Consider the following 20,388-nt stretch of genomic DNA (forward strand, 5'->3'; position numbering starts at 1 on the left):
AGCGCGTTCCGTGATCCAGATTGGTCCGACTGCCGGAGGGCATCGATGGGGAAGCACGTCGCCCGGATCACCGCACTGGGGTTCACTCTCGCCGCGTCGGCCGCTTTCGCGGCCCCGGGCGTGGCGAGCGCGAACACCAGCCCGACGCTCGGCGGCGACTGCGCGGCCACGCTCCAGAACGGCCAGGCCCGCGACGCGAAGACCGGCCTGCTGCTGGACGCGGGCGCCCCGCTCAACTCCCCGGACCGGCTGACCGTCGGCCTCGACTCGAGCGCGAAGAACACCAACGGCTCGGCCCCGCTGCTGTCCCTCCCGGTCGGTGACACGGTGCGCGCGCTCGGCCTCGGTGACGTGCCGGTGGTCGGCGACACCGCGGCGAAGGCCGTCTGCCCCGTCGCGCAGGGCACGGTCAACGCGGTCGGGAACACGACCCAGGGCCTCCTGCAGAGCGCCGGCGTGCCGACGCTGCCCGTGCCACCCGGGACGCCGCCGCCTCCGCCGCCCCAGAACCCGCCCCCGCCCGGCCAGACGCCGCCGCCGGGCCAGACCCCGCCCGGCGACAGCACCGGCCCGATCACCGGCGGTTCCGGTGGCGCCGGCCTGCCCGGCGACGCGATCTCGGGCATCTTCACCAACGCCGCGCTCCTGCCCGGCAGCCTGGTCCAGGCGCCGGTGATCGCCCAGATCATCCCCGGTCAGCAGGTCCCGACGGTCGACGAGCAGAAGTCCGGCACGGCGGAGGCACTGCCCGGCGTCACCCCGCCGGCGAAGCTGCCGATGCTGCTCGCGGTGCTGGCCCTCGCGATCGTCGCGGCGGCCCTCGTCCGCGCCTGGATCCGCCGCAACCCCGCCTGAGCTTCACCCACGGTGACGCCCCCTTCCACTCGAATGCCGGACATTCCTGAGCGAGCGGGCGTCACCCGAGTGCCTTAACGTCGTTGTCCTGGGCAGAGGGCACGAGACAAGGGGCGGCGAGCATGGAGAACCGGGCACGCAGAGCAACGGCGGTCGGTGCGACGGCGTTCGTCCTCGCGGGTTCGGCTGTCCTGGGGATGCCCGGCACCGCTTCCGCGGCCGACACGAAGACCACGACGTGCGGTGGCACGGTGACCGCCAAGCCCGGCGACACGGTCCAGGCCACCACCCCGCTGCTCGGCATCCCGCTCAACCTCGGTGTCGTCACCGAGGGCACCAAGGTGCTGACCGGCACGATCAACGCCATCCTCGGCACCCTCTGCCAGGTCACGGTCAACGTGGTGAACACCGTCGTCTCGCCGGTCCCGGTGATCGGCGCCCCGGCCGCGAGCGCGGTCAACCAGGGCGTGCAGGGTCTCACCAACGGCGCGCAGCAGGGTGTCAACTCGCTGAACGGCGGCGGGAAGCAGCAGTCGCCCGCGCCCGGCTCGGGCGGCAACCCGCAGCAGAACCCGCCCGCCCAGGGCAACCCCGGTGGCGCACCGGCGGGCGGCACCCCGCAGGGCAGCACCCCGATCCCGGACGCCAACAGCCCGCTCCTGCCCGGGTTCGCGAGCAGCCCGGTGTTCGGCGGCTTCCCGTTCACCGTCGGGACCGGCTACGCGCCGATGCGCGACTACAGCGGGATCCCGTTCGCGACGGCCGGCTTGTTCACCCCGTCGCCGGCGATCCGGTACGGCAGCCAGATCCCGGGTTACGCCCCGCAGTTCGGCCTCACCGGTCCGAACGACCCGGCGGCCGGCAACTCCGGCATCCAGACCGCGGGACGCGCCGAAGCACTACCCTCCGCGCAGGACGGTTTCACGAACGGGTCGAATCTCCCGCTCCTGATCGCCGTTTTGGCACTCTCCGGAGTCAGTGCGGGCTTGGTCCGCACCTGGGTACTCCGCCGGATGGCCGCTGCCAATTGAGCCGACTGCCGAGTATCTTTCACGTATCCCCGTCGTTGATCCTGGTGCACCTGATGTTGCTGTTGCCTAGGACCACGCCCCGATAACCCTCCGGAGGACAGTGCTCGTGCGGAAGATCCCCACCTGGCAGACGACCCGCCGCGCACTGACCGTCACCGCTGTCGCCGCCTTCGTCACCGGGGGCGCGTTCCTGTCCGCCGGCACCGCTTCCGCCGCGACGACGCTCGCTGGCACCTGCACGGGTTCGGTGAACGGCAGCATGGGCGACACGGTTGCGATCCAGGGCTCCTCGGTGAAGGAGCTGGTTCGCCAGGGCGCGAAGGACCAGGTCAACGTGGTGACCTTCGCGACCGTCTGGCCCGATGCCCTGGCCGACAACATCGCCGGAAAGGGAGCGCTGGCCATCGGCGGCGTTCCGAACTCCGCGGGCGGCACCATCACCGGTGACGCCATCGGCACCGTGGTCGCGAACGCGCTGAAGGGTGCGTCCGGTCTCGGCCTGCTGCCCGACACCCAGACCAAGGTGCTCAACTCGATCAAGAGCCGGGTCGCCAACGGGTGTGGCCTGACCACGATCGCCACGAACTACGTCGCGCCGGCCCAGCCGGGCGCGGGTGGCACCGGCGGCACCCAGCAGGGCGGCGGGACCGCGACCGGCCCCGGTGGCTCGACCGGCAACCTCTCGAACCTCAACCCGGGCACCGCGGGCGGCAGCGGTGGTACCGCGCCGATGCGCGACTACGGCGGCATCCCCACCGCGACCGCGGGCACCGCCGTCGCGCCGGGCGTGCGCTACCCGGCCAACGGCACGCTCCCCGGTGACGCCACCGCGCCGCAGGTCGGGGCCGGCGACCAGACCGGCCAGGGTGCCGACGTCCGCGACGCCGGCAACGCGCAGTCGCTGTCCTCGCCCGCCGGCCCGAACGACGTCCAGCTGCCGATGCTGCTCGCGGTGATCGTGCTCGCCGGCGTCACGGCCGGCCTCGTGCGCACCTGGGTCCTGCGCCGCGCGAGCTGACCGTCCCGGAGACCCCGCTGTCGGGCTATGTCGTACCCCCCAGGTAGCCTTACCTGGACAAACCCTCCTGTCACGGACAGTCCGTGACCGCGAGCCCATAGGAGGTGAGTGGTTGTGTCACGCCATTACGAGGTAATGGTCATCCTGGACCCCACGCTCGACGAGCGCACTGTCGCTCCGACGCTGGACACCTTCCTCAACGTGATCCGCACTTCGGGCGGAAGCGTCGAGAAGGTCGACGTCTGGGGCCGGCGCCGGCTTTCGTACGAGATCAAGAAGCACGCGGAGGGCATCTACGCCCTGCTGGACCTGAACTCGTCTTCGGACGCGGTGAAGGAGCTGGACCGCCAGCTTTCGCTGCAGGAGACCGTTCTCCGCACCAAGGTCATGCGTCGCGAGATCAAGCGCGCCGCGGCCAAGCCGCCCGTCGCCGCCAAGGCCTGAGCCGAAGGGTATTCCCGATGGCTGGAGACACCGTCATCACGGTGATCGGCAACCTGACGTCCGACCCGGAACTGCGTTTCACCCCGTCCGGTGCGGCGGTCGCGAACTTCACCGTCGCGTCCACGCCCCGCACGCTCGACAAGCAGTCGGGCGAGTGGAAGGACGGCGAGGCGCTGTTCCTGCGCTGCAACATCTGGCGCCAGGCGGCGGAGAACGTCGCCGAGTCCCTGACCCGCGGCGCCCGCGTCGTCGTGCAGGGCCGCCTGAAGCAGCGGTCGTTCGAGACGAAGGAAGGCGAGAAGCGCACCGTCGTCGAGCTCGAGGTCGACGAAATCGGCCCCTCGCTGCGCTACGCCACGGCCAAGGTCAACAAGGTCAGCCGCGGTGGCGGCGGCGGCGGTGACTTCGGCGGCGGAGGCGGCGGCGGTGGCAACCGCGGCGGTGGCGGCGGCGGCATGCCCGCCGACGACCCGTGGGGTTCGGCCCCGCCCGCCGGTGGCGGCGGTGGCGGTGGCGGCTTCTCGGACGAGCCCCCCTTCTGATCTCGTACACATCCACAAGATTTGAAATTCCAGGAGTAACCAGTGGCCAAGCCACCCATTCGCAAGCCCAAGAAGAAGGTCTGCGTGTTCTGCAAGGCCGAGAAGAAGGGCCGCCCGGAACTGATCGACTACAAGGACACGAACCTGCTGCGGAAGTACATCTCCGATCGCGGCAAGATCCGTGCCCGTCGCGTCACCGGCAACTGCAGCCAGCACCAGCGTGACATCGCCATCGCGGTCAAGAACTCCCGCGAGATGGCACTGCTGCCCTACACCTCGACCGCGCGCTAGGAGGCACGGAGATGGCGAAGATCATCCTCACCACCGACGTGGCCAACCTCGGCGGTCCCGGCGACGTCGTCGAGGTCAAGGACGGCTACGCGCGCAACTACCTGCTCCCGCGGGGTTACGCGATCGCGGCCACCAAGGGCGCGGAGAAGAACGTCCGCACGATCCAGCGCGCGCAGGAGAGCCGTCGCATCCGCGACCTCGACCACGCCAAGGAGATCAAGGCGACGCTGGAGGGCCTCGGCGCCATCCAGCTCACCGGCAAGTCGGCCGAGGGCTCGAAGAAGCTCTTCGGTTCGATCACGTCGGCCGAGATCGTGGACGCGATCAAGGCGGCCGGTGGCCCGCTGCTCGACAAGCGCGTCATCGAGCTGCGCGACCACATCAAGACCGTCGGCAAGCACTCGGTCGGCGCCCGGCTCCACCCGGACGTCAAGGTCGAGGTGCGGCTCGAGGTCAAGGCCAAGTAGCACCTGGCACGTCGTGAAGGCGGGTCGCCCCTGGTGGGCGGCCCGCCTTCACGCGTTTCGGGGGAACCCCGGACACAATGGCCACGTCGTAGGAGAATGGGCGGGGACGCGAAGGGGATGAATCCGGATGGGTAACGAGGTCAACATGTCCGCGCCGGCCGGTGGGGGCGGCTTCACGTTCGACGCCGACAAGATCGACGGCGTCATCAAGCAGTGGCAGGACCTCCAGGCCGACCTCAAGCGCGACTACGACGACGCCAACCTGATGGCGAACGTCAAGGCGCCCGGCAAGGAGTTCGCCAGCGGCGACTGGGAGAAGCTCGCGAACCCGTCCGGCAAGGCGTTCCTCGAGCAGAACAAGAAGATGCAGGACTACGTCAAGAACTACATCGAGGCGTTGACGGCCGCGAAGAAGAAGATCACCACCAACGAGTCGGAGACGCAGGCCGGCCTTTCGAAGACGGGGAACCAGGCCACGTGAACCGACGACTTCTCGCCGTCCCGGCACTCGCCTTCGCCGTGCTCGCCGTGGCCGGCTGCTCCAGCAAGACCGGGGGCACCGCCAACCCGGCGCCGTCCGCCGAACCCAGCGGCAGCGACTCGGCCTCGCAGCCCGCCGCCGGTTCCGCGCCGCGCGTGCCGAGCCCGCTGAACGCCGGGAACATCACCTCGGACGCCTGCACCACGCTCAACGCGGCGGGGCGCTCGGCGCTGAGCCTTGGCGACGGCACCCCGCGCAGCACGGGGAACGGCCCGAGCTGCACGTTCCAGGAGGCCGCCGACCCGGGCAACCAGATCGACGTGACCACGGTGACGGCGAACAAGAACGGCCTCCAGGACGTCTACGACACCAAGGCGAACGACGCCTACTTCGACGAGACGCAGGTGAGCGGGTACCCCGCCGTCTACGCCGCGGCGGCCGACGACCGCAAGGACGGCAAGTGCGGCCTGTTCGTCGCGGTCACCGACCAGCTGACGGTCAACATCCTCGTGCAGTACGACAACGGCGCCGGCGCCGCGGACCCGTGCCCGGTGGCGCAGAAGTTCGGTGAATCGATGGTCCAGACCCTGATGGGGGGCTGAAGATGCTGGAACTGGTCCTGCTCGGCGGGTTCGCCGCCTACAACATGGCGACCACCCACTCGGACGACCACACGTCGCAGCAGGGTGATCGGAAGATCGACTGCTACGACATCTGGGACAAGATCACCACCGGGCCCGGCACGGGCTCGATCTCGAACGGCCAGGCGGCGGCGAGCCGGCTGAAGGGCGCCTACCAGGAGCGGCTCACCACGATCGACGGCCTGGCCAGGGACATGGACGCGGCCTGGACCGGCGGCGGCTCCGAGGCGGCGCAGAACGCGGGCGCGCACCCGCTGCGGGTGTGGATGGAGGACTCGGGCACCAAGCTCACCGACTCCGACAAGTACCTCGGCGAGCAGAACAACGCGTTCACCACGGTGCACGCGCAGGTGCAGGAGGTCCCGAAGGACCCGCCGAAGAACAACCTGCTCAACGCGGTGACGCCGTGGACCACCGACACGGACCGGGCGATCCGCGACTACAACACCAAGGGCCAGGCCAACGTCGACGCCTTCAACGCCTACTACAAGGCGAGCAACGACAACGGCCAGAAGATGCCGACGTACTCCGCGCTACAGGGGCAGCAGGAGAACGTCGACGTCGACCAGGACAAGGACGGCAAGGGCAAGGACGGCAAGAACGGCAACGGCGACGGGTCCGAGCGGGGCGGCGCCCCCGGCACCGGTCCCGGTGGGGGTCCGGGCGGCGTGAACATGCCCGGCCCGGGCGGGGTGCCGTCCTTCGGCGGCGGCCCGGGCGGCGGTCCCAGCGGCGGTCCCGGCGGCAGCTTCGACCCGTCGAAGGTGCCGGGCGGGAGCTACGACCCGTCCAAGGTGCCGAGCTTCGACCCGTCGCAGGTCCCCGGCGGCGGGAACTACGACCCGTCCAAGGTCCCGACCGGCAGCTACACCCCGCCGAACTTCAACCCCGACGGCACCCGGGCGTCGAGCTTCTCGCCGTCGGACATCCCCGGCGTGCCGAGCTTCGGCCCCGGGAGCGCCCCGAACTTCTCGGGCGGCGGTGGCGCCGGCGGCTTCGGCCCCGGCGGCTCCAGTGGCGTCGGCGGGATCGGCGACCCCACCGCGGGCTTCGGCCCTGGCGGCGGCGCGGGCTTCGGGCCCGGCGGCTCGACCGGTGCGTCGATGCCGGGCGGTGCGGGCGCGTCCGGCGCCGGCGGCCGCATGGGTGGCGGTGCCGGCGGCGCGATGGGCGCGGGCGGCGCGGCGACGGGGCGCGGCGGAGCCACCGGGATGGGTGGCATGGGCGGCATGGGCCACGGCGGGAAGGGCCAGGGTGGCGGCGACGAGGAACGCTCGTCGAAGTACCTGCTCGGCGAGGACCCGAACGACATCTTCGGAACGGACGAGCTGACCGCCCCGCCGGTCATCGGCGAGTAACGCACGCGGGACCGCCGGGCGCGTGCCAGGATGGGGCGCGCCCGGCTTTCCGGGTTCACCAAGCTGATCTTCACTAGGGGGAAGAGCGGTGCTGGACAGGCAGGTCACCCTTTCGACCGGCACCCTGATCAACCTGATCCGGCGCCGCGGCGGGGAGCCGCACACGGTGCTGGCCGAGACACCGACCTGGTACAGCGACGAGGCCCAGCGCGCCGAGGACGAGCGCGTCAACACCGAGCTCACCAAGGCGGGCCTGTTCGGGGCGCGCGGCATGCACCCCGGGTTCGTCGCGACGCTCGAAGCCGTCGCGCGGCCGCAGCTCGAGTACTACGGCTGGGTCGACGGCGGCTTCCAGGGCAAGCCGGTGAGCTACCGGCTGCTCGCCGGCAGCGCCGGCGGCGAGGCGTTCGTGCTCGCGAAGCACGAGCAGCTCGACGTCGTCGTCCTCGAATCGACCCGCCCCGGCGAGCTGCTCGACGACTTCCTCGGCCAGATCCCCAAGCTCGCCCCGGGCCGCGGGACGCCGGTCGCGGTGCCGAAGAGCCAGCTCGAAGGGACCGGCCGCCGCGACGACGACGGCTTCGCCGTGCTGCGCAGCGACCGGCCGGCCGACGGCTCGCAGGAGGCCGACGAGCTCCGACGGATCCTCGCGTTACGCCGAATGGGCAGTGGCAGCCTGTACGTCGCGGCCCGCAGCCGTACCGGTTCGTGGCAGCGCATCGAACGTCCGGTGAACTACATCGATACCTCGGAAGGCCGGTGGCTGACCGAGGAGGTACCGGGGCGTGGCGAGAGCCGGATCGCCTTCACCCCGGCCGACCAGCGCGTTCTCGCCGACCGGTTACGCAGCGCACAGGGCCGGCTCACAGCGGCGTGACATCTCGGGGCGTTCAGCCCACCGAGTGACGGCTCTACCGTGCGTGATATTCATCCACAGGCCGCAACGCTCAATGGGCCCGGGCTGGTCCACGACACGCCGAACGACGGGTTTCATGCGACACGCCGGACGGGTTTTGCGGAAGTTCTCCACACCTTACTCACAGGCCCTGACCTGCGGATTCACCAAAGGCGATCATGCTTGTCCCCAACTTGTCCACAGCTGTCGCGGCACCTGTGACTGGTTACCCCCATTCATCCCCAGGTTGTCCACAGATGGGTCCCCACCCTGAATTGCTTTCGGCCTTCCGGGGGACATAGCGTCCCCGCCGAGCCTGTACTCACGGTGGTGCCCGGCGTGGCGGTCGGACACTCGTGGCCCGTCTTCGCGGATCATCGGGGGACACGGCGCAGGGGGACCGGTGGCGCGACTCGCGCCACGTGCTTCGAGAGTGAAGATCCGGCATAATCGAACGGGTGTTCGCATGATGACGAGGAGGTGTCCGGAGCGGTGGCGCTGACCGACGACCGCAGTCCGATGTATGCGGAGAACGACCCGGGTCCGAGTGACCCCGGCTCCGGTGGCGGGTTCGACCGCCAGCCGCCGCAGGACATCACGGCCGAGCAGTCCGTGCTCGGCGGCATGCTGCTGTCGAAGGACGCGGTCGCCGACGTCATCGAGGCGCTCGGCCCCGACGACTTCTACCGCCCGGCGCACCAGGCGATCTACGACTGCATCCTCGACCTCTACGGCCGCGGCGAGCCCGCCGACCCGATCACCATCTCCGCCGAGCTGGAACGCCGGGGCGAGCTGGGCCGCATCGGCGGCGCGCCGTACCTGCACACCCTGATCGCGACGGTGCCGACGGCGGCGAACGCCGGCTTCTACGCGGAGATCGTCGCGGAGAAGGCGGTGCTGCGCCGGCTCGTCGAGGCGGGCACCCGGATCGTCCAGTACGGCTACGGCGCGGCAGCCGCGGACGGCGCGAACATCGACGAGGTCGTCGACCGCGCCCAGGCCGCGATCTACGACGTCACCGAGCGCCGGACCAGCGAGGACTACGTCGCGCTGGAAGAGCTGCTGCAGCCGACGATGGACGAGATCGACGCGATCGCGTCCCGCGGCGGCCAGTCCCAGGGCATCCCGACCGGCTTCACCGACTTCGACGAGCTGACGAACGGCCTGCACCCGGGCCAGATGATCATCGTCGCCGCGCGACCCGGTGTCGGCAAGTCGACGCTGGGCCTGGACTTCGCGCGCTCGGCGTCCATCCGCCACGGCCTGACCAGCGTCATCTTCTCGCTGGAGATGAGCCGGACCGAGATCGTCATGCGCATGCTCTCGGCCGAGGCGAAGATCCGCCTGGCCGACATGCGCGGTGGCAAGATGTCCGACGACGACTGGACGCGGCTGGCCCGCCGGATGAGTGAGGTCTCCGAAGCACCGCTGTTCGTCGACGACTCGCCGAACATGACGATGATGGAGATCCGCGCGAAGGCCCGGCGGCTCAAGCAGCGGCACGACCTCAAGCTCGTCGTCCTCGACTACCTCCAGCTGATGACATCCGGCAAGCGCGTCGAGTCGCGGCAGCAGGAGGTCTCGGAGTTCTCGCGGCAGATGAAGCTGCTGGCGAAGGAGATCGAGGTCCCGGTGATCGCGATCAGCCAGCTGAACCGTGGTCCCGAACAGCGCACGGACAAGCGCCCGATGCTGTCCGACCTGCGTGAGTCCGGCTCACTGGAGCAGGACGCCGACCTCGTCATCCTGGTCAACCGCCCGGACGCCTGGGAACGCGACGACCCGCGCGCCGGCGAGGCGGACCTGATCATCGCCAAGCACCGAGCCGGCCCGACCGCGACGATCGTCGTCGCACACCAGCTGCACTACAGCCGCTTCGTCGACCTCTCCCACGACTGAGGATGGTCGAGGACGTCCAAACCTGCCTCAGGGCGTCCTCGATCAAGCCGGAGTTCTTTATCACCTTCAGTGGCACTTTTTTGTACCGCCGATCGATGATTCGTTGAGGCTGATCTCCCCCGTGCGGACCGCGACTGTCTCTTGACAACCGTGCATCGAGGATTTCGTCGGGCGCGCCGAGGAATAACCGCGTCCCCGTACCCGTTGCCCGAAGAGTAAAGGACCACGCCAGCCGTGTCAGGCGTGATCGTCCTTACCGGCCGCTGTCCTTGCGAGAATACGTTCTGTACCGCCGCTCGGGTGATACCGTAATTGTTATCGACATACCGCGTACTCAGCACAAGCATGTCTTGTCGCTCAAGGGCTGCGAAGGCTGATACGATCAGAAATTCGTAGGCACCTGGGCGGTCATCCGCCCGCGGCGATCGCGTGGTCACCGCGGACACCGCCATCATTTCCGTGCGCGCCCTTAGGAGCAGATCCACGATCGTGGTCTTGCCTGCACCTCGGGTGCCGGTGACAATGAGACCCCTCGTCATACGACCGACGCTAGCAACAGTTCCACCGGGGGGGGGCTTCTCATGGGCCAGGTGGAGGAACTTGTGATCATCGGCGCTGGTCCTGCCGGGCTAGCAGCAGCCGCCGCCGCACGGAGCTTGGACCCCCTTGTTCTGGAGTGCGGAACTTTTGCACAAGATCGCAATCAGAACGATCCAGCCAGCGTACTACAGGGCGTAGGTGGCGCCGGATTATTTTCGGACGGCAAGTTCTCTTTCTGGCCTTCCGCGTCAGCATTGTGGCAGCTCAACTCGAAATTTCTGTACCCGGCGTATGCGTGGTTCACTAAATTACTTGAGTCAGTTGGAATCAGCGTACCGAATCTTCCCCGAAAGTTGCCGGCACAGTTGCCGGCCCATGTCATCGGTGAGAAGCGATACCTTTCTCTCGACTCCTCGTTCCACGATCGAGAGTATTTGATCGACCGCCTGGCTGGCCGGATAGCCAAGCTGACCACTCAGGCCAGCGTGTCCAGGCTGTCTGATTCGACCGGTGATTGGAAAGTTTTCCTGAAGTCGGGAGCTGCCATCTCCACACGGCGAGTCATCCTGGCCACCGGCAGACTTGGTCCCCTCCTGGCGCGAGAATGGCTACCCACCCAGACGATGCGGGCACTGAGATTCGAAGCCGGTGTCAGGATCGAACAGCCGGCAGCTGAGTTCTTCTTGGCCGGGCATCCGCAACTTGATCCGAAGTACGTGTGGCGCAACCGAGAAGGCACAGTCGAGTGGCGCACGTTCTGCTGCTGCCGCCAGGGCAAAATCGTCGAAGCGGACTTCGACGCGCTGACCACCGCGTGCGGACGTGCCGACTGCCCACCGACCGGCCGCTCGAACGTCGGTTTCAACGTCAGACTGCTCGATCCCGCGGAAGCCGTAGCGACGCAGCGTCACCTCCTCAGCGCGGCAAGACAACTGACCCACCCGGTACGCCAGCGACTCGACGACTTCTTGGACGACGTACGCGAGGAGCGAGACGGGCCGCTGGCAAAACTGCTCGGGAGAGCCCTGTCGGCGCGCCTGGCCAAGGGCCTCCAACTGCTCATGCAACAATTCGCCGGTCACGACCTCGCGAACGCCACTCTTGTCGGCCCCACGGTGGAAGGTGTCGGTTTGTATCCCATCCACGATCAGCTACTGGCCACACCGGCACGAGAGCTTTGGGTCGCAGGAGACGTCGCGGGTACGTTCCGCGGCTTGACCGCGGCATTGATCAGCGGACACGTCGCAGGACAAGCAGTCGCCGAGGCGCGAAGGAGCCAAGCATGATCGAAAAGAAGCTCGTCTACACAGCGCAGTCTAAGCACTACTTCTACTGCCGGGACGCCGTCTGCCAGTATGTCTTCGAACAGGGTGCCGTTCCGTTGAATCCTTTCCGGGTGTTCGATTACTTCCTGGGCGATCGAGTGGGTCGCGACGATGTCCGCGGAGGAAACCGGCGGCTAATCGAGGCGTGCGACGAGGTGTGGATCTTCGGTGATACGCTTGCCGATGGTGTATTGATCGAAATCGCGCAGGCAACTCAGTCGAACAAGCCGGTAAAGTACTTCACGATCGACAACGTCGCCGAGAAGATCCAAAGCACAGTGCCGACAGATCTTGACGTGGAACCCGAGGTGTTGCACCTGACCGGACTGGATCGCGAGCTCTTGCTGGAGAAACTGACGACCGGCGCGCATGACACGATCGTCGACGCCATGGGAAGAACTCGGGAACTGAATGGAAGCATTCAGAAAACCTCGGCACTCTGACGCCGTCTACCTGCATTTCCTGGATCGCGAGCTCACCGAAGCAGCTGGCCGGCTGCCCTACGAGCTCGATCTTATCCAGGCGACCAGGCTCCTGACGTTCTTCACTCAGTCCGAGCTCTACTGCGGCCTGTCTGCGATCTGGGAAAATCATCGGCTGAGCAGCCGGACACACGAGGAATTCGAGGTTCTGCTGAGCTGCCACGAACTTCAGACCGTGAGCCGTGACGCCACGCTGGCCGAGTTCAGGACTTCACGCTCGGACGCATATCAGCACGATGCCGAGCGTTACGCGAACTACTACACGGCCGATGGCGACAAACTGTCTTGGCTAGTTCCGACCTGGCCCAAGTCGGGTGGCAGCACCGCGCCCCTTCTGGAGACATTGCGCGCGTGGACTGAGAGCATTCCCATGGAGAATCTCGGCGGCAAGTTCCAGCCTGCCCTCCACGCCCTTCGCGAGCCGACCCGCGAAGCTCTTTTTAGGCGCGAGAATCAAGCCATAACCTACAATTATTTCCGAGGCTTCCTGGGCGATCTCGGCGGAAACCCGCACGTTGAATACACGATCCGCCGGCAGATCAGTAAGGGCTTCACCGTCGACAACCAACGCCACGGCGGCGGCGACATTGCCACCGGAATACGCGAACTTGTATACTTCGACCAGTTGTCCACCGATTTTCCCCAGCACGACGTGCAGGTCCTGCTCACGTTCGCTACCGTGTGCAACATCAGTTCCCTGTTCGCGCCCGTCGAGATCGACGCGGAACATTGGCTCAGTTACGTTCGAAGCCGCAGGTCCCTGGAGGTGGAACTACTCGCCGACACGGTCCGCTGGCTGCTGACCGCCATGTACGACCGCGAGCTCGATCGAACTCCAAGTGCGTCGGAGGACGAAGCCACCTTTCACGGTCAACACCAGGTCCGGCGCCGGATCGTCTCGCAGATCCGGGAGGCGGCACGCGTAATCGGCCGCCCTGGGCCACCCGATCCACACATGGCCCCGCAGGACGTCGCAAGGCTTACTGAGCAACATTTAATGCTACTTGCGGATCAGCTCAGCGAAAGCGACCCAGCACTGGGCGCTAATCTTGAGAAGAGCAGGGGAGCCCTAGGGATGCCGCATGCAGACGTCCTTCTGATTACGGTTAACGAAATCGAGACCAAAGAACTACGAGCCGCACTGGAGCGGACCGGACACCAAGGCCGAAACCAGTACGGGCCGATCAACACCTATTGGCTGTACGGACCGATCGGCGGCGCGACGGTCGCCCACGTCCGATGCAGCATGGGCTCTGGCGGCCAGGGCGGCTCGATGTTGACGGTCCAAGACGCCATCCTGGATTTGCGGCCGAGTGCGGTGATCGGCGTGGGCGTCGCGTTCGGCATCGACGAAAAGCGGCAGCCCATCGGCGAAGTTTTGCTTTCGGAAAAACTCACCTCCTATGAACCGCAACGTGTCGGCACCGGCCCAGCCGGCATCCTGACCATCACCCGGCGAGGGCCAAGCGCCGAATGTTCACCGCGACTGCTTGGCCGGTTTCGCGATGCTCACCTCGATGATCTGGCGTTCAGGGTCAAATCTGGCGAGCTGCTTTCAGGCGAAAAGCTGATCGACAATCCGGACTTCAAACGGTCACTGCTCGATCTGTTCCCGGAAGCCATCGGCGGCGAGATGGAAGGAGCCGGTGTGAACTCCGCGAGTGGCCGCGCCGGCGTCGAATGGATCATCGTCAAGGCCATTTGTGACTATGCGGCGGAAAAAGCCGTTGACAAGATACCCCGTCAGGAACTGGCGGCACGCAACGCTTCCCTGGTGGTGGTACGCGCCCTTGAAGCCGGTGGTTTGATCCAGCACTGACCTCGCCCTGGCACTGATCGTCTAACTGAGCTGTCCGTAGCCGCGGACGAAGTCGGTCAGCAGGCGGCCGAAGGTCGCTCGGTCGTCGGCCGGCCAGTCGGCCATGACCTCGGCGAACACGGCGCGGCGGAAGGCGTGCAGCTCGTCGAGGTGGGCTTGGCCGGCTTCGGTCGGCACGAGTACCGCGCGGCGGCCGTCGTGCTGGTCGGCCACGCGCCGGAGCAGTCCCTGCTCGACCGCGCGCGCGACCAGGCGGCTCGCGCGCGGCTGGTCGACCCCCATCGCCGTGCTCAGCGCCGTCACCGTGCCGGCTTCGCCGCGTTCGGCGAGCTCTTCGACGACGTCGAGCAGCTCGTGCACCGGGTCGTGCCCGCCGCGGCCGCGCTCCTTGGCGAGCCGGCTCAGCGCCCGCCGCTGCTGGCTGCGGCGGATCGCGATCATCGCGCGCTCGACCTCGGCCACCGCATCCGTCATCGTTGCCCCACCTCCGGACTACATGTACTTTTACATGTAGTTGTTCCACGACAATCAGGAGTATCCATGAAACCCCTCGGCTGGTGGCTTCGCCACGTCCACGACCTTCTCGAATCCTCGATGGCCCGCGCCCTCGACGCCGAGTCACTGACCCGCCGACATTGGCAGGTACTCAACACGATCGCCCGGGGCGCCCGCACGCCGGAGGAGGTCGACGCGGCGCTGGCGCCGTTCGGCTCGGTGACGTCCCAGGTGGCCGACCTGCGCGACCGCGGCTGGGTCACCGGAACCAGCGAACTCACCGCCGAAGGACGCGAAGCCCACGCTCGGGTCGAAGCGCGCGTCACGGCGTTCCGGTCGTCGGTGACCGACGGCGTCAGCGACGAGGACTACCGCACGACGATCCGCACCCTGGAGCGGTGCGCCGCGAACCTCGAAGCCGTCTGAGGAATAACCGGGACGGTGTCGGCGTCGGGTACTCTAGTAGTTGAACTTTCAAACACTGGAGCTGTCGATGACCCCCACCCCGGTCCTCTACCTCAGCCACGGTGCCCCGCCGCTCGCCGACGACGCCACGTGGACCCGTCAACTCGCCGGCTGGTCGGCCGACCTGCCGAAACCGACCGCGATCCTGGTCGTCTCGGCGCACTGGGAAGAGGCGCCGCTGACGCTGTCGGCCACCACGACCGTGCCGCTGGTCTACGACTTCTGGGGCTTCCCCGACCGCTACTACCAGGTGAAGTACGCGTCGCCCGGCGCGCCGGAGCTCGCCGCGAAGGTGAAGAAGCTCCTTCGCTCGACCGAGACCCCCGTGCACGACGCGCCCGAGCGCGGTCTCGACCACGGCGCCTACGTGCCGCTCGTCGAGATGTTCCCCGACGCCGACATCCCGGTGCTACAGGTTTCGATGCCGTCGCTCGACCCGCAGGAGCTGTTCGAGCTCGGCCGCAAGCTCGCGCCGTTGCGCGACGAGGGCGTGCTGATCATCGGCAGCGGCTTCTTCACGCACAACCTGAGGGGCATGGCCCGCACCACCGACGGGACACCGCCGGCGTGGTCGGCCGAGTTCGACCACTGGGGTGACGAGGTGCTGCGCAGCGGCGACGTCGACACGCTGCTCGACTTCCGGCACAAGGCCCCGGCGGCGACGCTCGCGCACCCGCGGATCGAGCACTTCGCGCCGCTGTTCGTCTCCCTCGGCGCCAGCTCCGGCGAAGGGCGCACGGTGATCGACGGGTTCTGGCACGGCCTGGCGAAGCGTTCTCTCCAGTTCTCCTGACGCGGAACGCGAACGAGCCCCAGGAGCCGGCGCTGGCTCCTGGGGCTCGTCGTCTCCAGGGAGGGAGAGTCATTCAGTTACTACGAGGTGCCGGGGGCTTCGCACCCGAAGCCCCCGGCACCCATCAGGCGAGAACTACTTGCGCTTGACCAGGCCCAGCAGCTTCGCGAGGAAGCCGGTGGAGTCCAGGCCCGACATGGCCGGAACCTGCGCGGCCGGGGCCGCGCTGTCCAGCACCGGCAGCTTCGCGTTCACCGGCAGCGCGGCCGGCGCGGCCGGCAGCGTCGTCGGGGCGGCGGGCAGCTGCGGGTTCGCCGGCAGGGCCGGGGTCACCGGGAGCGCGACGGGCAGCGTCGGGACGCCGCCACCCAGGGCCGGGACGGCCGGCAGGGTGGGCAGCAGGCCGCCGCTCAGGGCCGGGACGTGCACCGGGAGACCACCGGTCGTCGGCAGGTCCGCACGCTCGGTGCCGTGCCCGGGCAGGGCACCACCCAGCGCGGAGAGGCTGCTCAGGCCGGGGAGGCCACCCGCGGTGGGCAGACCCGGGGTCGGCAGGTGCGGCATCCCGGACATCGGGCCGCTCACCGGCACGTCGGCGCGCTGGGTCGGGATCGCCGTCGGCAGCGCGGGCAGGCCCTGGGTGGGCAGCCCCGCCGTCGGCAGGCCACTGGCCAGCCCGGTCAGCGACGGCAGCTCGCCGGCGCCCAGCTCCGAACCCTCGACCGGGTTCGAGATCGGGTCCGCCGAGTCGACGGTGTCACCGTCGATGCTCGTCATGTCGGTGTAGTCCGCGGTCGCGTTGCCCAGCAGCTCCAGGGGAACCCCGAAGATCTGCACCGGCGCCACGAGCTCGTGGTAGAAGTTGTACCCCGACAGGCTCGACCCGTCACCCTCGGTGACCGGCTCGCCGCCGTTCTCCGTGGTGAGGACGTTGTCACCGTTCGCGTGGGCCACGCCGCCCACGGCCACCGCGTCACCGAAGAACTGGGCGATCGCCGTCGCCGGGATGTCCAGGATGTCGCCGGCCAGCGCGCCTTCGACACCGGAGGTGGTGTCGTCGCCCGCGTTGGTCACGGTGGTGGTGTTCTGGCCGTTGCCGCTGGAGACGCCGCCCGCGCTCACCGCGTCGCCGAAGATCTGCGCCACCGGAAGCGCGTCCACGCCCACGATGTCGCCGGCGATCGCGCCGCGGTCACCGTTGGTCGTGGCGTCGCCGCCCGCGGAGGAGACCGTGTCGCTCGAGCCGAGGCCGTGGCCCAGCGCCGCACCCGCGACACCGTCGCTGAACAGCTGCGCGGCACCCGCGACCGGGGCCTTCACGATGTTGCCGGCGATCGCGCCGTCCTGCCCGTCGGTGAGGGCGTCGCCACCCGCCGACGAGTCGGTGATGTTGTCGTTCTCACCGGTGCCGATGCCGCCGAGGGCGGCACCCGAGCCGGCGGCCAGCACCGGCAGGGAGACCGGGGCCTCGACGATGTTGCCGGCGCCCGCACCCGCGGGGCCGTTGGCCTTGACGTCGCCACCCGCGTTGGAGGTGGTGTCGGTCGAGCCCTTGCCGTGGCCCTGGCCGATGAAGGCGCCACCGATGTTGGCGACCTGCACCGGGAGCGACGCCGGGACGGTGCCCAGGTTGGAGCTCAGGAAGCCGTTGTCGTCCTTGGTGCTGCCACCGCCGCCGCCCGAGACGACCTTGGTCTCCTCGGCCGAGCCGGAGCCCTGGCCGATGAAGGAGCCACCCACGCCGAAGACCTCGGCGGGGACGGCGACCGGCACCTGGACGACGTTGCCCGAACCGGACGAGTCGTCACCCTGCGAGCCGTCGTACGCCCCGGCGGTGACCGTCTTGTCCTCGGTCGAGGTGCCGGTGGCGTTGCCGATGTGGCTGGCGCCGATGCCGTAGACCTCGGGCGCGCCCGCGGTCTGGGTGTTGACGATGTTGCCGCCGAGGACGGCGTCGTTGCCCTTGGTGTAGCTGCCGTTGCCCGCGTTGGCGTCGGTGGTGTTGTCGTGGTTGGCGTGCGAGTTGCCGATGTAGGTCCCGCCGATGCCGAACGCCTCGACCGGGAGGGCGACCGACGGGTTGATGACGTTGCCGCCCGCACCCGAGCCGTCGCCCGCCGTCTTGACGAAGCCACCCGAGTCGACAGTGCTGGAGGAGCTGCCGCCCTGGGTCTCTTCGCCGTCGCGGCCCGTCGCGCCACCGGTGGCCGCGTTGCCGATCCACGACGCCGCGACACCCGCGACGTTGGCGATCGGGGAGAGCGAAACGGCGGCCGCGTTGCCGTCGAGGAACGAGTCGTTGCCGCTCGTCTCTTCGTAGGTCGGGATGCCCAGCGAGCCGTCGCGGGTGTCCCCGGCCTTGGCGTCGGCGGACGAGTTCGACAGGGTGTCGGCGTCCGAACCCCACACGCCACCGGCGTTGCCGTTGAACTTCACCGGCAGGGCGATCGGCACACCGACGATGTTGCCCGAGCCCGAGCCACCGTCACCGGCGGACTTGATCGAGCCACCCGAGGTGGCGTCCGAGTCGGCGTCGTACTGGCTGTACGCGTTGCCGAGCAGGTAGGAAACGGCGTTGCCGGTCACCTGGACCGGGGTGGCGAACTGGCCGGCCACCACGTTGCCGGACAGGCCGGAGCCGGTGCCGTCGGTGTCGATGTTGCCGGTCTCGGAGGTGCTCTGGCTGGCCGAGCCACCGTGCACCGCGCCGGAGCCGCCGGCCACGCCGCCGGAGTTGCCGGCGATCTGGACCGGGAGCGCCCAGTCGAGGACCACGGCGTTGCCGGCGAGGCCGGACTTGGAGCCGTCGGTCGCGACGTCCTGGTTGTGGCTCCAGGTCTGCGAGTGGTCCGTGCCGTCGACGTGCGCGTCGCCGATCACGCCGATCGCGTTGTCCACGATCTGGATCGGGACGACGACGTCGCCGGCGACCTTGTTGCCCTTGAGGTTGTTGTGACCCGGGGTGAAGGCGCCCGCGCCGTCAGCCTTGGTCGCGCCACCGAGGGTGCTCTGGCTGATCGGGCTCGCTTCGTCGAGCTGCTTGACGGCCTCGTTCGCGGCCTTGGTGGCCGGCTTGGTGCTCAGCTCCGTCTGCCCGGCGGGCAGGTCCAGCTGGCCGAACGGGGTGCCGACCGCGTTGTTGGCCTCCGAGATCGGAGCCGTCACGTTCAGGTCGAGCGGGGAGGCCGGGGAGTCGGGGTTGACGTTCTCGTCAGCCGAGGCGATGCCGGTGCCCAGCATCAGCAAACCACCCGTGACCAGCGCGGTCTGGAGTCCGCGCTTTGCCCACGTCTGCATGGGGTGTTTCTCCTTTATTTCGGGTTCCCTTACGGGCTTATGGGGGTGCGCTCGTCGAAGTCGAAACGGAGTCCGAGCCGCACCAGGGGGAAGGAACTTCTTGCGGGCGCAACAAAGCGCACCGCCGTGCCACGGGGGATTCGTGCGGACGCGGATGCCGTCAGATGAAGACGGACTTGGGCGCGTCAGCTACCCGTGGAGGGAGGTGTTTCAGTCAGGAGTGACACCGGGCTGCGTGCCCGGAGTGCGCGGCTTGTGCCGCAGGCCGCCGCGGTAAGCGCTGGCGGCGGCATCGCTGACGGCAGCGGAGACCCACGAGGGGACGCCGAAGTTCAAGCCGTCGAGGTGGCCACCGGGGGCAGAGCTGCCACCCGGGGCGGTGGGGATGGACGGTGCGGCCGGAAGCTGCACCGGGACCAGCGGCGACGACGGCAGATCACGGTGCGAGTCGCGGGACTCGCCCGCGGCATCGGTGACGTCGTCCTGCTGGCCACCCGTCGGCATCGCGAGCGCGGCTCGCAACGCGGCGGGGAGTTCGACGGTCGAGACGGCGACCGTGTCCGTGGTCTTGCCGACGCCCTCGGTCACCGGCTCCTGCTCGACGGGGGCGAGCCCCGGGAGCTGCGGAAGCGGGACCAGGTCGCCCTTGCCCGCCGGGTCGAGCAGCTGCCACACCTGGTGGCCGAAGTCCTTCGCCGGTTCGGGGGCGATGGCCTCTTCGATGACCTGGCGGGTGTCCTCGGGCTTGCGGGCGATGTGCTCGAACGCGCCAAGGGTGCGGTGAACCGGGCTCACGACGGCGTCCTCGGTGAGGTCCGAAACCGAGTCGCTGACGCGCTCGGAGACCTCGTGCTCGAGGACGCGGGGCTTGCTCCACGACGTGACGTCCTGGGGCGAACCGGCTTCGGCGACGTCACCGGGGACGTGCGAGACGTCGCCGAGGCTGCCGGCCGTCGCGTCGGTGGCCGGCGTAACGGAAGCCGCGCCCGCATCGACTGTGTCGGCGGAAGCGGTCGCGCCGGAGACGAGCCACGCGGCGGCGGTGCCGGCGATGGCGCCACCGACGACGAGGAGCGCACGCGAAACGAGACGGCGCGAGCGCTGTGCGCCCTGCCCCTCGTTCTTCGCGGTGTTCGTCACTCGTCGTCTCCTGTGCGTGTTCCGGCTCGACTGCCACATAACGTTGCGGTAGCGACCTAACCAAACACGGGGCGTGACGCGCACCCTCGACGCGACTTGATGCCCCCATC

At 68.7% G+C, this 20,388-nt stretch carries 21 protein-coding genes; 17 read left to right on the forward strand and 4 right to left on the reverse strand.

The features are described 5' to 3' along the window. Positions 1–45 precede the first annotated feature (45 nt). From VA596_RS09500 to dnaB, 12 genes are all read left to right on the forward strand, one after another. On the forward strand, positions 46–855 hold the full coding sequence (locus tag VA596_RS09500) for a hypothetical protein (protein ID WP_323325129.1): 810 nt from the start codon (positions 46–48) through the stop codon (positions 853–855). A 122-nt stretch (positions 856–977) separates the two neighbouring features. Next, positions 978–1,886 carry a hypothetical protein gene (locus tag VA596_RS09505; RefSeq protein ID WP_323325130.1) on the forward strand — a complete coding sequence of 303 codons (909 nt, stop codon included), beginning with the start codon at positions 978–980 and terminating at the stop codon, positions 1,884–1,886. Between the two features lie 100 nt (positions 1,887–1,986). Next, on the forward strand, positions 1,987–2,904 hold the full coding sequence (locus VA596_RS09510) for a hypothetical protein (RefSeq protein ID WP_323325133.1): 918 nt from the start codon (positions 1,987–1,989) through the stop codon (positions 2,902–2,904). A gap of 114 nt (positions 2,905–3,018) precedes the next feature. Further along, a complete protein-coding gene (gene rpsF / locus VA596_RS09515; RefSeq protein ID WP_323325134.1) occupies positions 3,019–3,348 on the forward strand; it encodes a 30S ribosomal protein S6 in 330 nt (109 codons plus the stop codon). 17 nt (positions 3,349–3,365) lie between these two features. Beyond that, on the forward strand, positions 3,366–3,890 hold the full coding sequence (locus VA596_RS09520) for a single-stranded DNA-binding protein (RefSeq protein ID WP_323325136.1): 525 nt from the start codon (positions 3,366–3,368) through the stop codon (positions 3,888–3,890). Positions 3,891–3,932: 42 nt separating this feature from the next. Further along, on the forward strand, positions 3,933–4,181 hold the full coding sequence (gene rpsR, locus VA596_RS09525) for a 30S ribosomal protein S18 (protein WP_003098744.1): 249 nt from the start codon (positions 3,933–3,935) through the stop codon (positions 4,179–4,181). 11 nt (positions 4,182–4,192) lie between these two features. Further along, positions 4,193–4,648 (forward strand): 50S ribosomal protein L9, encoded by a 456-nt coding sequence (rplI, locus tag VA596_RS09530; protein WP_323325143.1) that lies wholly within the window; start codon positions 4,193–4,195, stop codon positions 4,646–4,648. A gap of 127 nt (positions 4,649–4,775) precedes the next feature. Next, positions 4,776–5,129 carry a hypothetical protein gene (locus VA596_RS09535; RefSeq protein WP_323325145.1) on the forward strand — a complete coding sequence of 118 codons (354 nt, stop codon included), beginning with the start codon at positions 4,776–4,778 and terminating at the stop codon, positions 5,127–5,129. After that, entirely contained in the window at positions 5,126–5,731 is a 606-nt protein-coding gene (locus VA596_RS09540) for a DUF3558 domain-containing protein (protein ID WP_323325147.1), read from the forward strand. The genes VA596_RS09535 and VA596_RS09540 overlap by 4 nt, the downstream gene beginning before the upstream one ends. A 2-nt stretch (positions 5,732–5,733) precedes the next feature. Next, positions 5,734–7,128 carry a hypothetical protein gene (locus VA596_RS09545; RefSeq protein WP_323325149.1) on the forward strand — a complete coding sequence of 465 codons (1,395 nt, stop codon included), beginning with the start codon at positions 5,734–5,736 and terminating at the stop codon, positions 7,126–7,128. Positions 7,129–7,216: 88 nt separating this feature from the next. Further along, a complete protein-coding gene (locus tag VA596_RS09550) occupies positions 7,217–8,005 on the forward strand; it encodes an ESX secretion-associated protein EspG (RefSeq protein ID WP_323325151.1) in 789 nt (262 codons plus the stop codon). Between the two features lie 510 nt (positions 8,006–8,515). Beyond that, complete coding sequence (dnaB, locus tag VA596_RS09555) at positions 8,516–9,922, forward strand: replicative DNA helicase (RefSeq protein ID WP_323325756.1); 1,407 nt, start codon at positions 8,516–8,518, stop codon at positions 9,920–9,922. On the opposite strand, the gene VA596_RS50640 is transcribed toward dnaB, so the two are convergent. Beyond that, positions 9,889–10,461 carry a nucleoside/nucleotide kinase family protein gene (locus VA596_RS50640; protein WP_410171854.1) on the reverse strand — a complete coding sequence of 191 codons (573 nt, stop codon included), beginning with the start codon at positions 10,459–10,461 and terminating at the stop codon, positions 9,889–9,891. The genes dnaB and VA596_RS50640 overlap by 34 nt on opposite strands. A gap of 42 nt (positions 10,462–10,503) precedes the next feature. Between VA596_RS50640 and VA596_RS09560 the strand changes: the two genes are divergently transcribed. Genes VA596_RS09560 through VA596_RS09570 form a run of 3 tightly spaced genes read left to right on the forward strand, consistent with a single transcriptional unit; the run spans position 10,504 to position 14,088 of the window. Beyond that, on the forward strand, positions 10,504–11,748 hold the full coding sequence (locus VA596_RS09560) for a hypothetical protein (RefSeq protein WP_323325153.1): 1,245 nt from the start codon (positions 10,504–10,506) through the stop codon (positions 11,746–11,748). Continuing rightward, a complete protein-coding gene (locus tag VA596_RS09565; protein WP_323325155.1) occupies positions 11,745–12,230 on the forward strand; it encodes a DUF7768 domain-containing protein in 486 nt (161 codons plus the stop codon). The genes VA596_RS09560 and VA596_RS09565 overlap by 4 nt, the downstream gene beginning before the upstream one ends. Then, positions 12,199–14,088 carry a 5'-methylthioadenosine/S-adenosylhomocysteine nucleosidase family protein gene (locus VA596_RS09570; RefSeq protein WP_323325156.1) on the forward strand — a complete coding sequence of 630 codons (1,890 nt, stop codon included), beginning with the start codon at positions 12,199–12,201 and terminating at the stop codon, positions 14,086–14,088. The genes VA596_RS09565 and VA596_RS09570 overlap by 32 nt, the downstream gene beginning before the upstream one ends. A gap of 21 nt (positions 14,089–14,109) precedes the next feature. Here the strand turns inward: VA596_RS09570 and VA596_RS09575 are convergent, their stop codons facing one another. Beyond that, complete coding sequence (locus VA596_RS09575) at positions 14,110–14,562, reverse strand: MarR family winged helix-turn-helix transcriptional regulator (protein WP_323325158.1); 453 nt, start codon at positions 14,560–14,562, stop codon at positions 14,110–14,112. 66 nt (positions 14,563–14,628) lie between these two features. Here VA596_RS09575 and VA596_RS09580 point away from each other — a divergent pair, with 66 nt between their 5' ends. Both VA596_RS09580 and VA596_RS09585 read left to right on the forward strand, forming a co-directional pair. Continuing rightward, on the forward strand, positions 14,629–15,009 hold the full coding sequence (locus VA596_RS09580) for a MarR family winged helix-turn-helix transcriptional regulator (protein ID WP_323325160.1): 381 nt from the start codon (positions 14,629–14,631) through the stop codon (positions 15,007–15,009). Between the two features lie 67 nt (positions 15,010–15,076). Further along, positions 15,077–15,841, forward strand: coding sequence for a dioxygenase family protein (locus tag VA596_RS09585; RefSeq protein ID WP_323325162.1), 765 nt, complete (start codon positions 15,077–15,079; stop codon positions 15,839–15,841). A gap of 135 nt (positions 15,842–15,976) precedes the next feature. Here the strand turns inward: VA596_RS09585 and VA596_RS09590 are convergent, their stop codons facing one another. Continuing rightward, the gene (locus VA596_RS09590) at positions 15,977–19,138 is read right to left on the reverse strand and encodes a beta strand repeat-containing protein (protein WP_323325164.1); all 3,162 of its coding nucleotides are present in this window, start codon (positions 19,136–19,138) and stop codon (positions 15,977–15,979) included. A gap of 210 nt (positions 19,139–19,348) precedes the next feature. Further along, positions 19,349–20,278: a hypothetical protein gene (locus tag VA596_RS09595; protein WP_323325166.1), complete on the reverse strand. Its 930-nt coding sequence runs from the start codon at positions 20,276–20,278 to the stop codon at positions 19,349–19,351. Positions 20,279–20,388: the final 110 nt, after the last annotated feature.

The sequence above is a fragment of the Amycolatopsis heterodermiae genome (assembly GCF_034929455.1).
Taxonomy (GTDB): domain Bacteria; phylum Actinomycetota; class Actinomycetes; order Mycobacteriales; family Pseudonocardiaceae; genus Amycolatopsis; species Amycolatopsis heterodermiae.

Coding starts and splice junctions, on each gene's coding strand:
- VA596_RS09585 (WP_323325162.1), top strand. CDS start 15,077: ATGACCCCCACCCCGGTCCTCTACCTCAGCCACGGTGCCCCGCCGCTC.
- VA596_RS09535 (WP_323325145.1), top strand. CDS start 4,776: ATGGGTAACGAGGTCAACATGTCCGCGCCGGCCGGTGGGGGCGGCTTC.
- rplI (WP_323325143.1), top strand. CDS start 4,193: ATGGCGAAGATCATCCTCACCACCGACGTGGCCAACCTCGGCGGTCCC.
- VA596_RS09500 (WP_323325129.1), top strand. CDS start 46: ATGGGGAAGCACGTCGCCCGGATCACCGCACTGGGGTTCACTCTCGCC.
- VA596_RS09570 (WP_323325156.1), top strand. CDS start 12,199: ATGGAAGCATTCAGAAAACCTCGGCACTCTGACGCCGTCTACCTGCAT.
- VA596_RS09575 (WP_323325158.1), bottom strand. CDS start 14,562: ATGACGGATGCGGTGGCCGAGGTCGAGCGCGCGATGATCGCGATCCGC.
- VA596_RS09545 (WP_323325149.1), top strand. CDS start 5,734: ATGCTGGAACTGGTCCTGCTCGGCGGGTTCGCCGCCTACAACATGGCG.
- VA596_RS09505 (WP_323325130.1), top strand. CDS start 978: ATGGAGAACCGGGCACGCAGAGCAACGGCGGTCGGTGCGACGGCGTTC.
- VA596_RS09520 (WP_323325136.1), top strand. CDS start 3,366: ATGGCTGGAGACACCGTCATCACGGTGATCGGCAACCTGACGTCCGAC.
- VA596_RS09565 (WP_323325155.1), top strand. CDS start 11,745: ATGATCGAAAAGAAGCTCGTCTACACAGCGCAGTCTAAGCACTACTTC.
- VA596_RS50640 (WP_410171854.1), bottom strand. CDS start 10,461: ATGACGAGGGGTCTCATTGTCACCGGCACCCGAGGTGCAGGCAAGACC.
- VA596_RS09560 (WP_323325153.1), top strand. CDS start 10,504: ATGGGCCAGGTGGAGGAACTTGTGATCATCGGCGCTGGTCCTGCCGGG.
- VA596_RS09580 (WP_323325160.1), top strand. CDS start 14,629: ATGAAACCCCTCGGCTGGTGGCTTCGCCACGTCCACGACCTTCTCGAA.
- VA596_RS09590 (WP_323325164.1), bottom strand. CDS start 19,138: ATGCAGACGTGGGCAAAGCGCGGACTCCAGACCGCGCTGGTCACGGGT.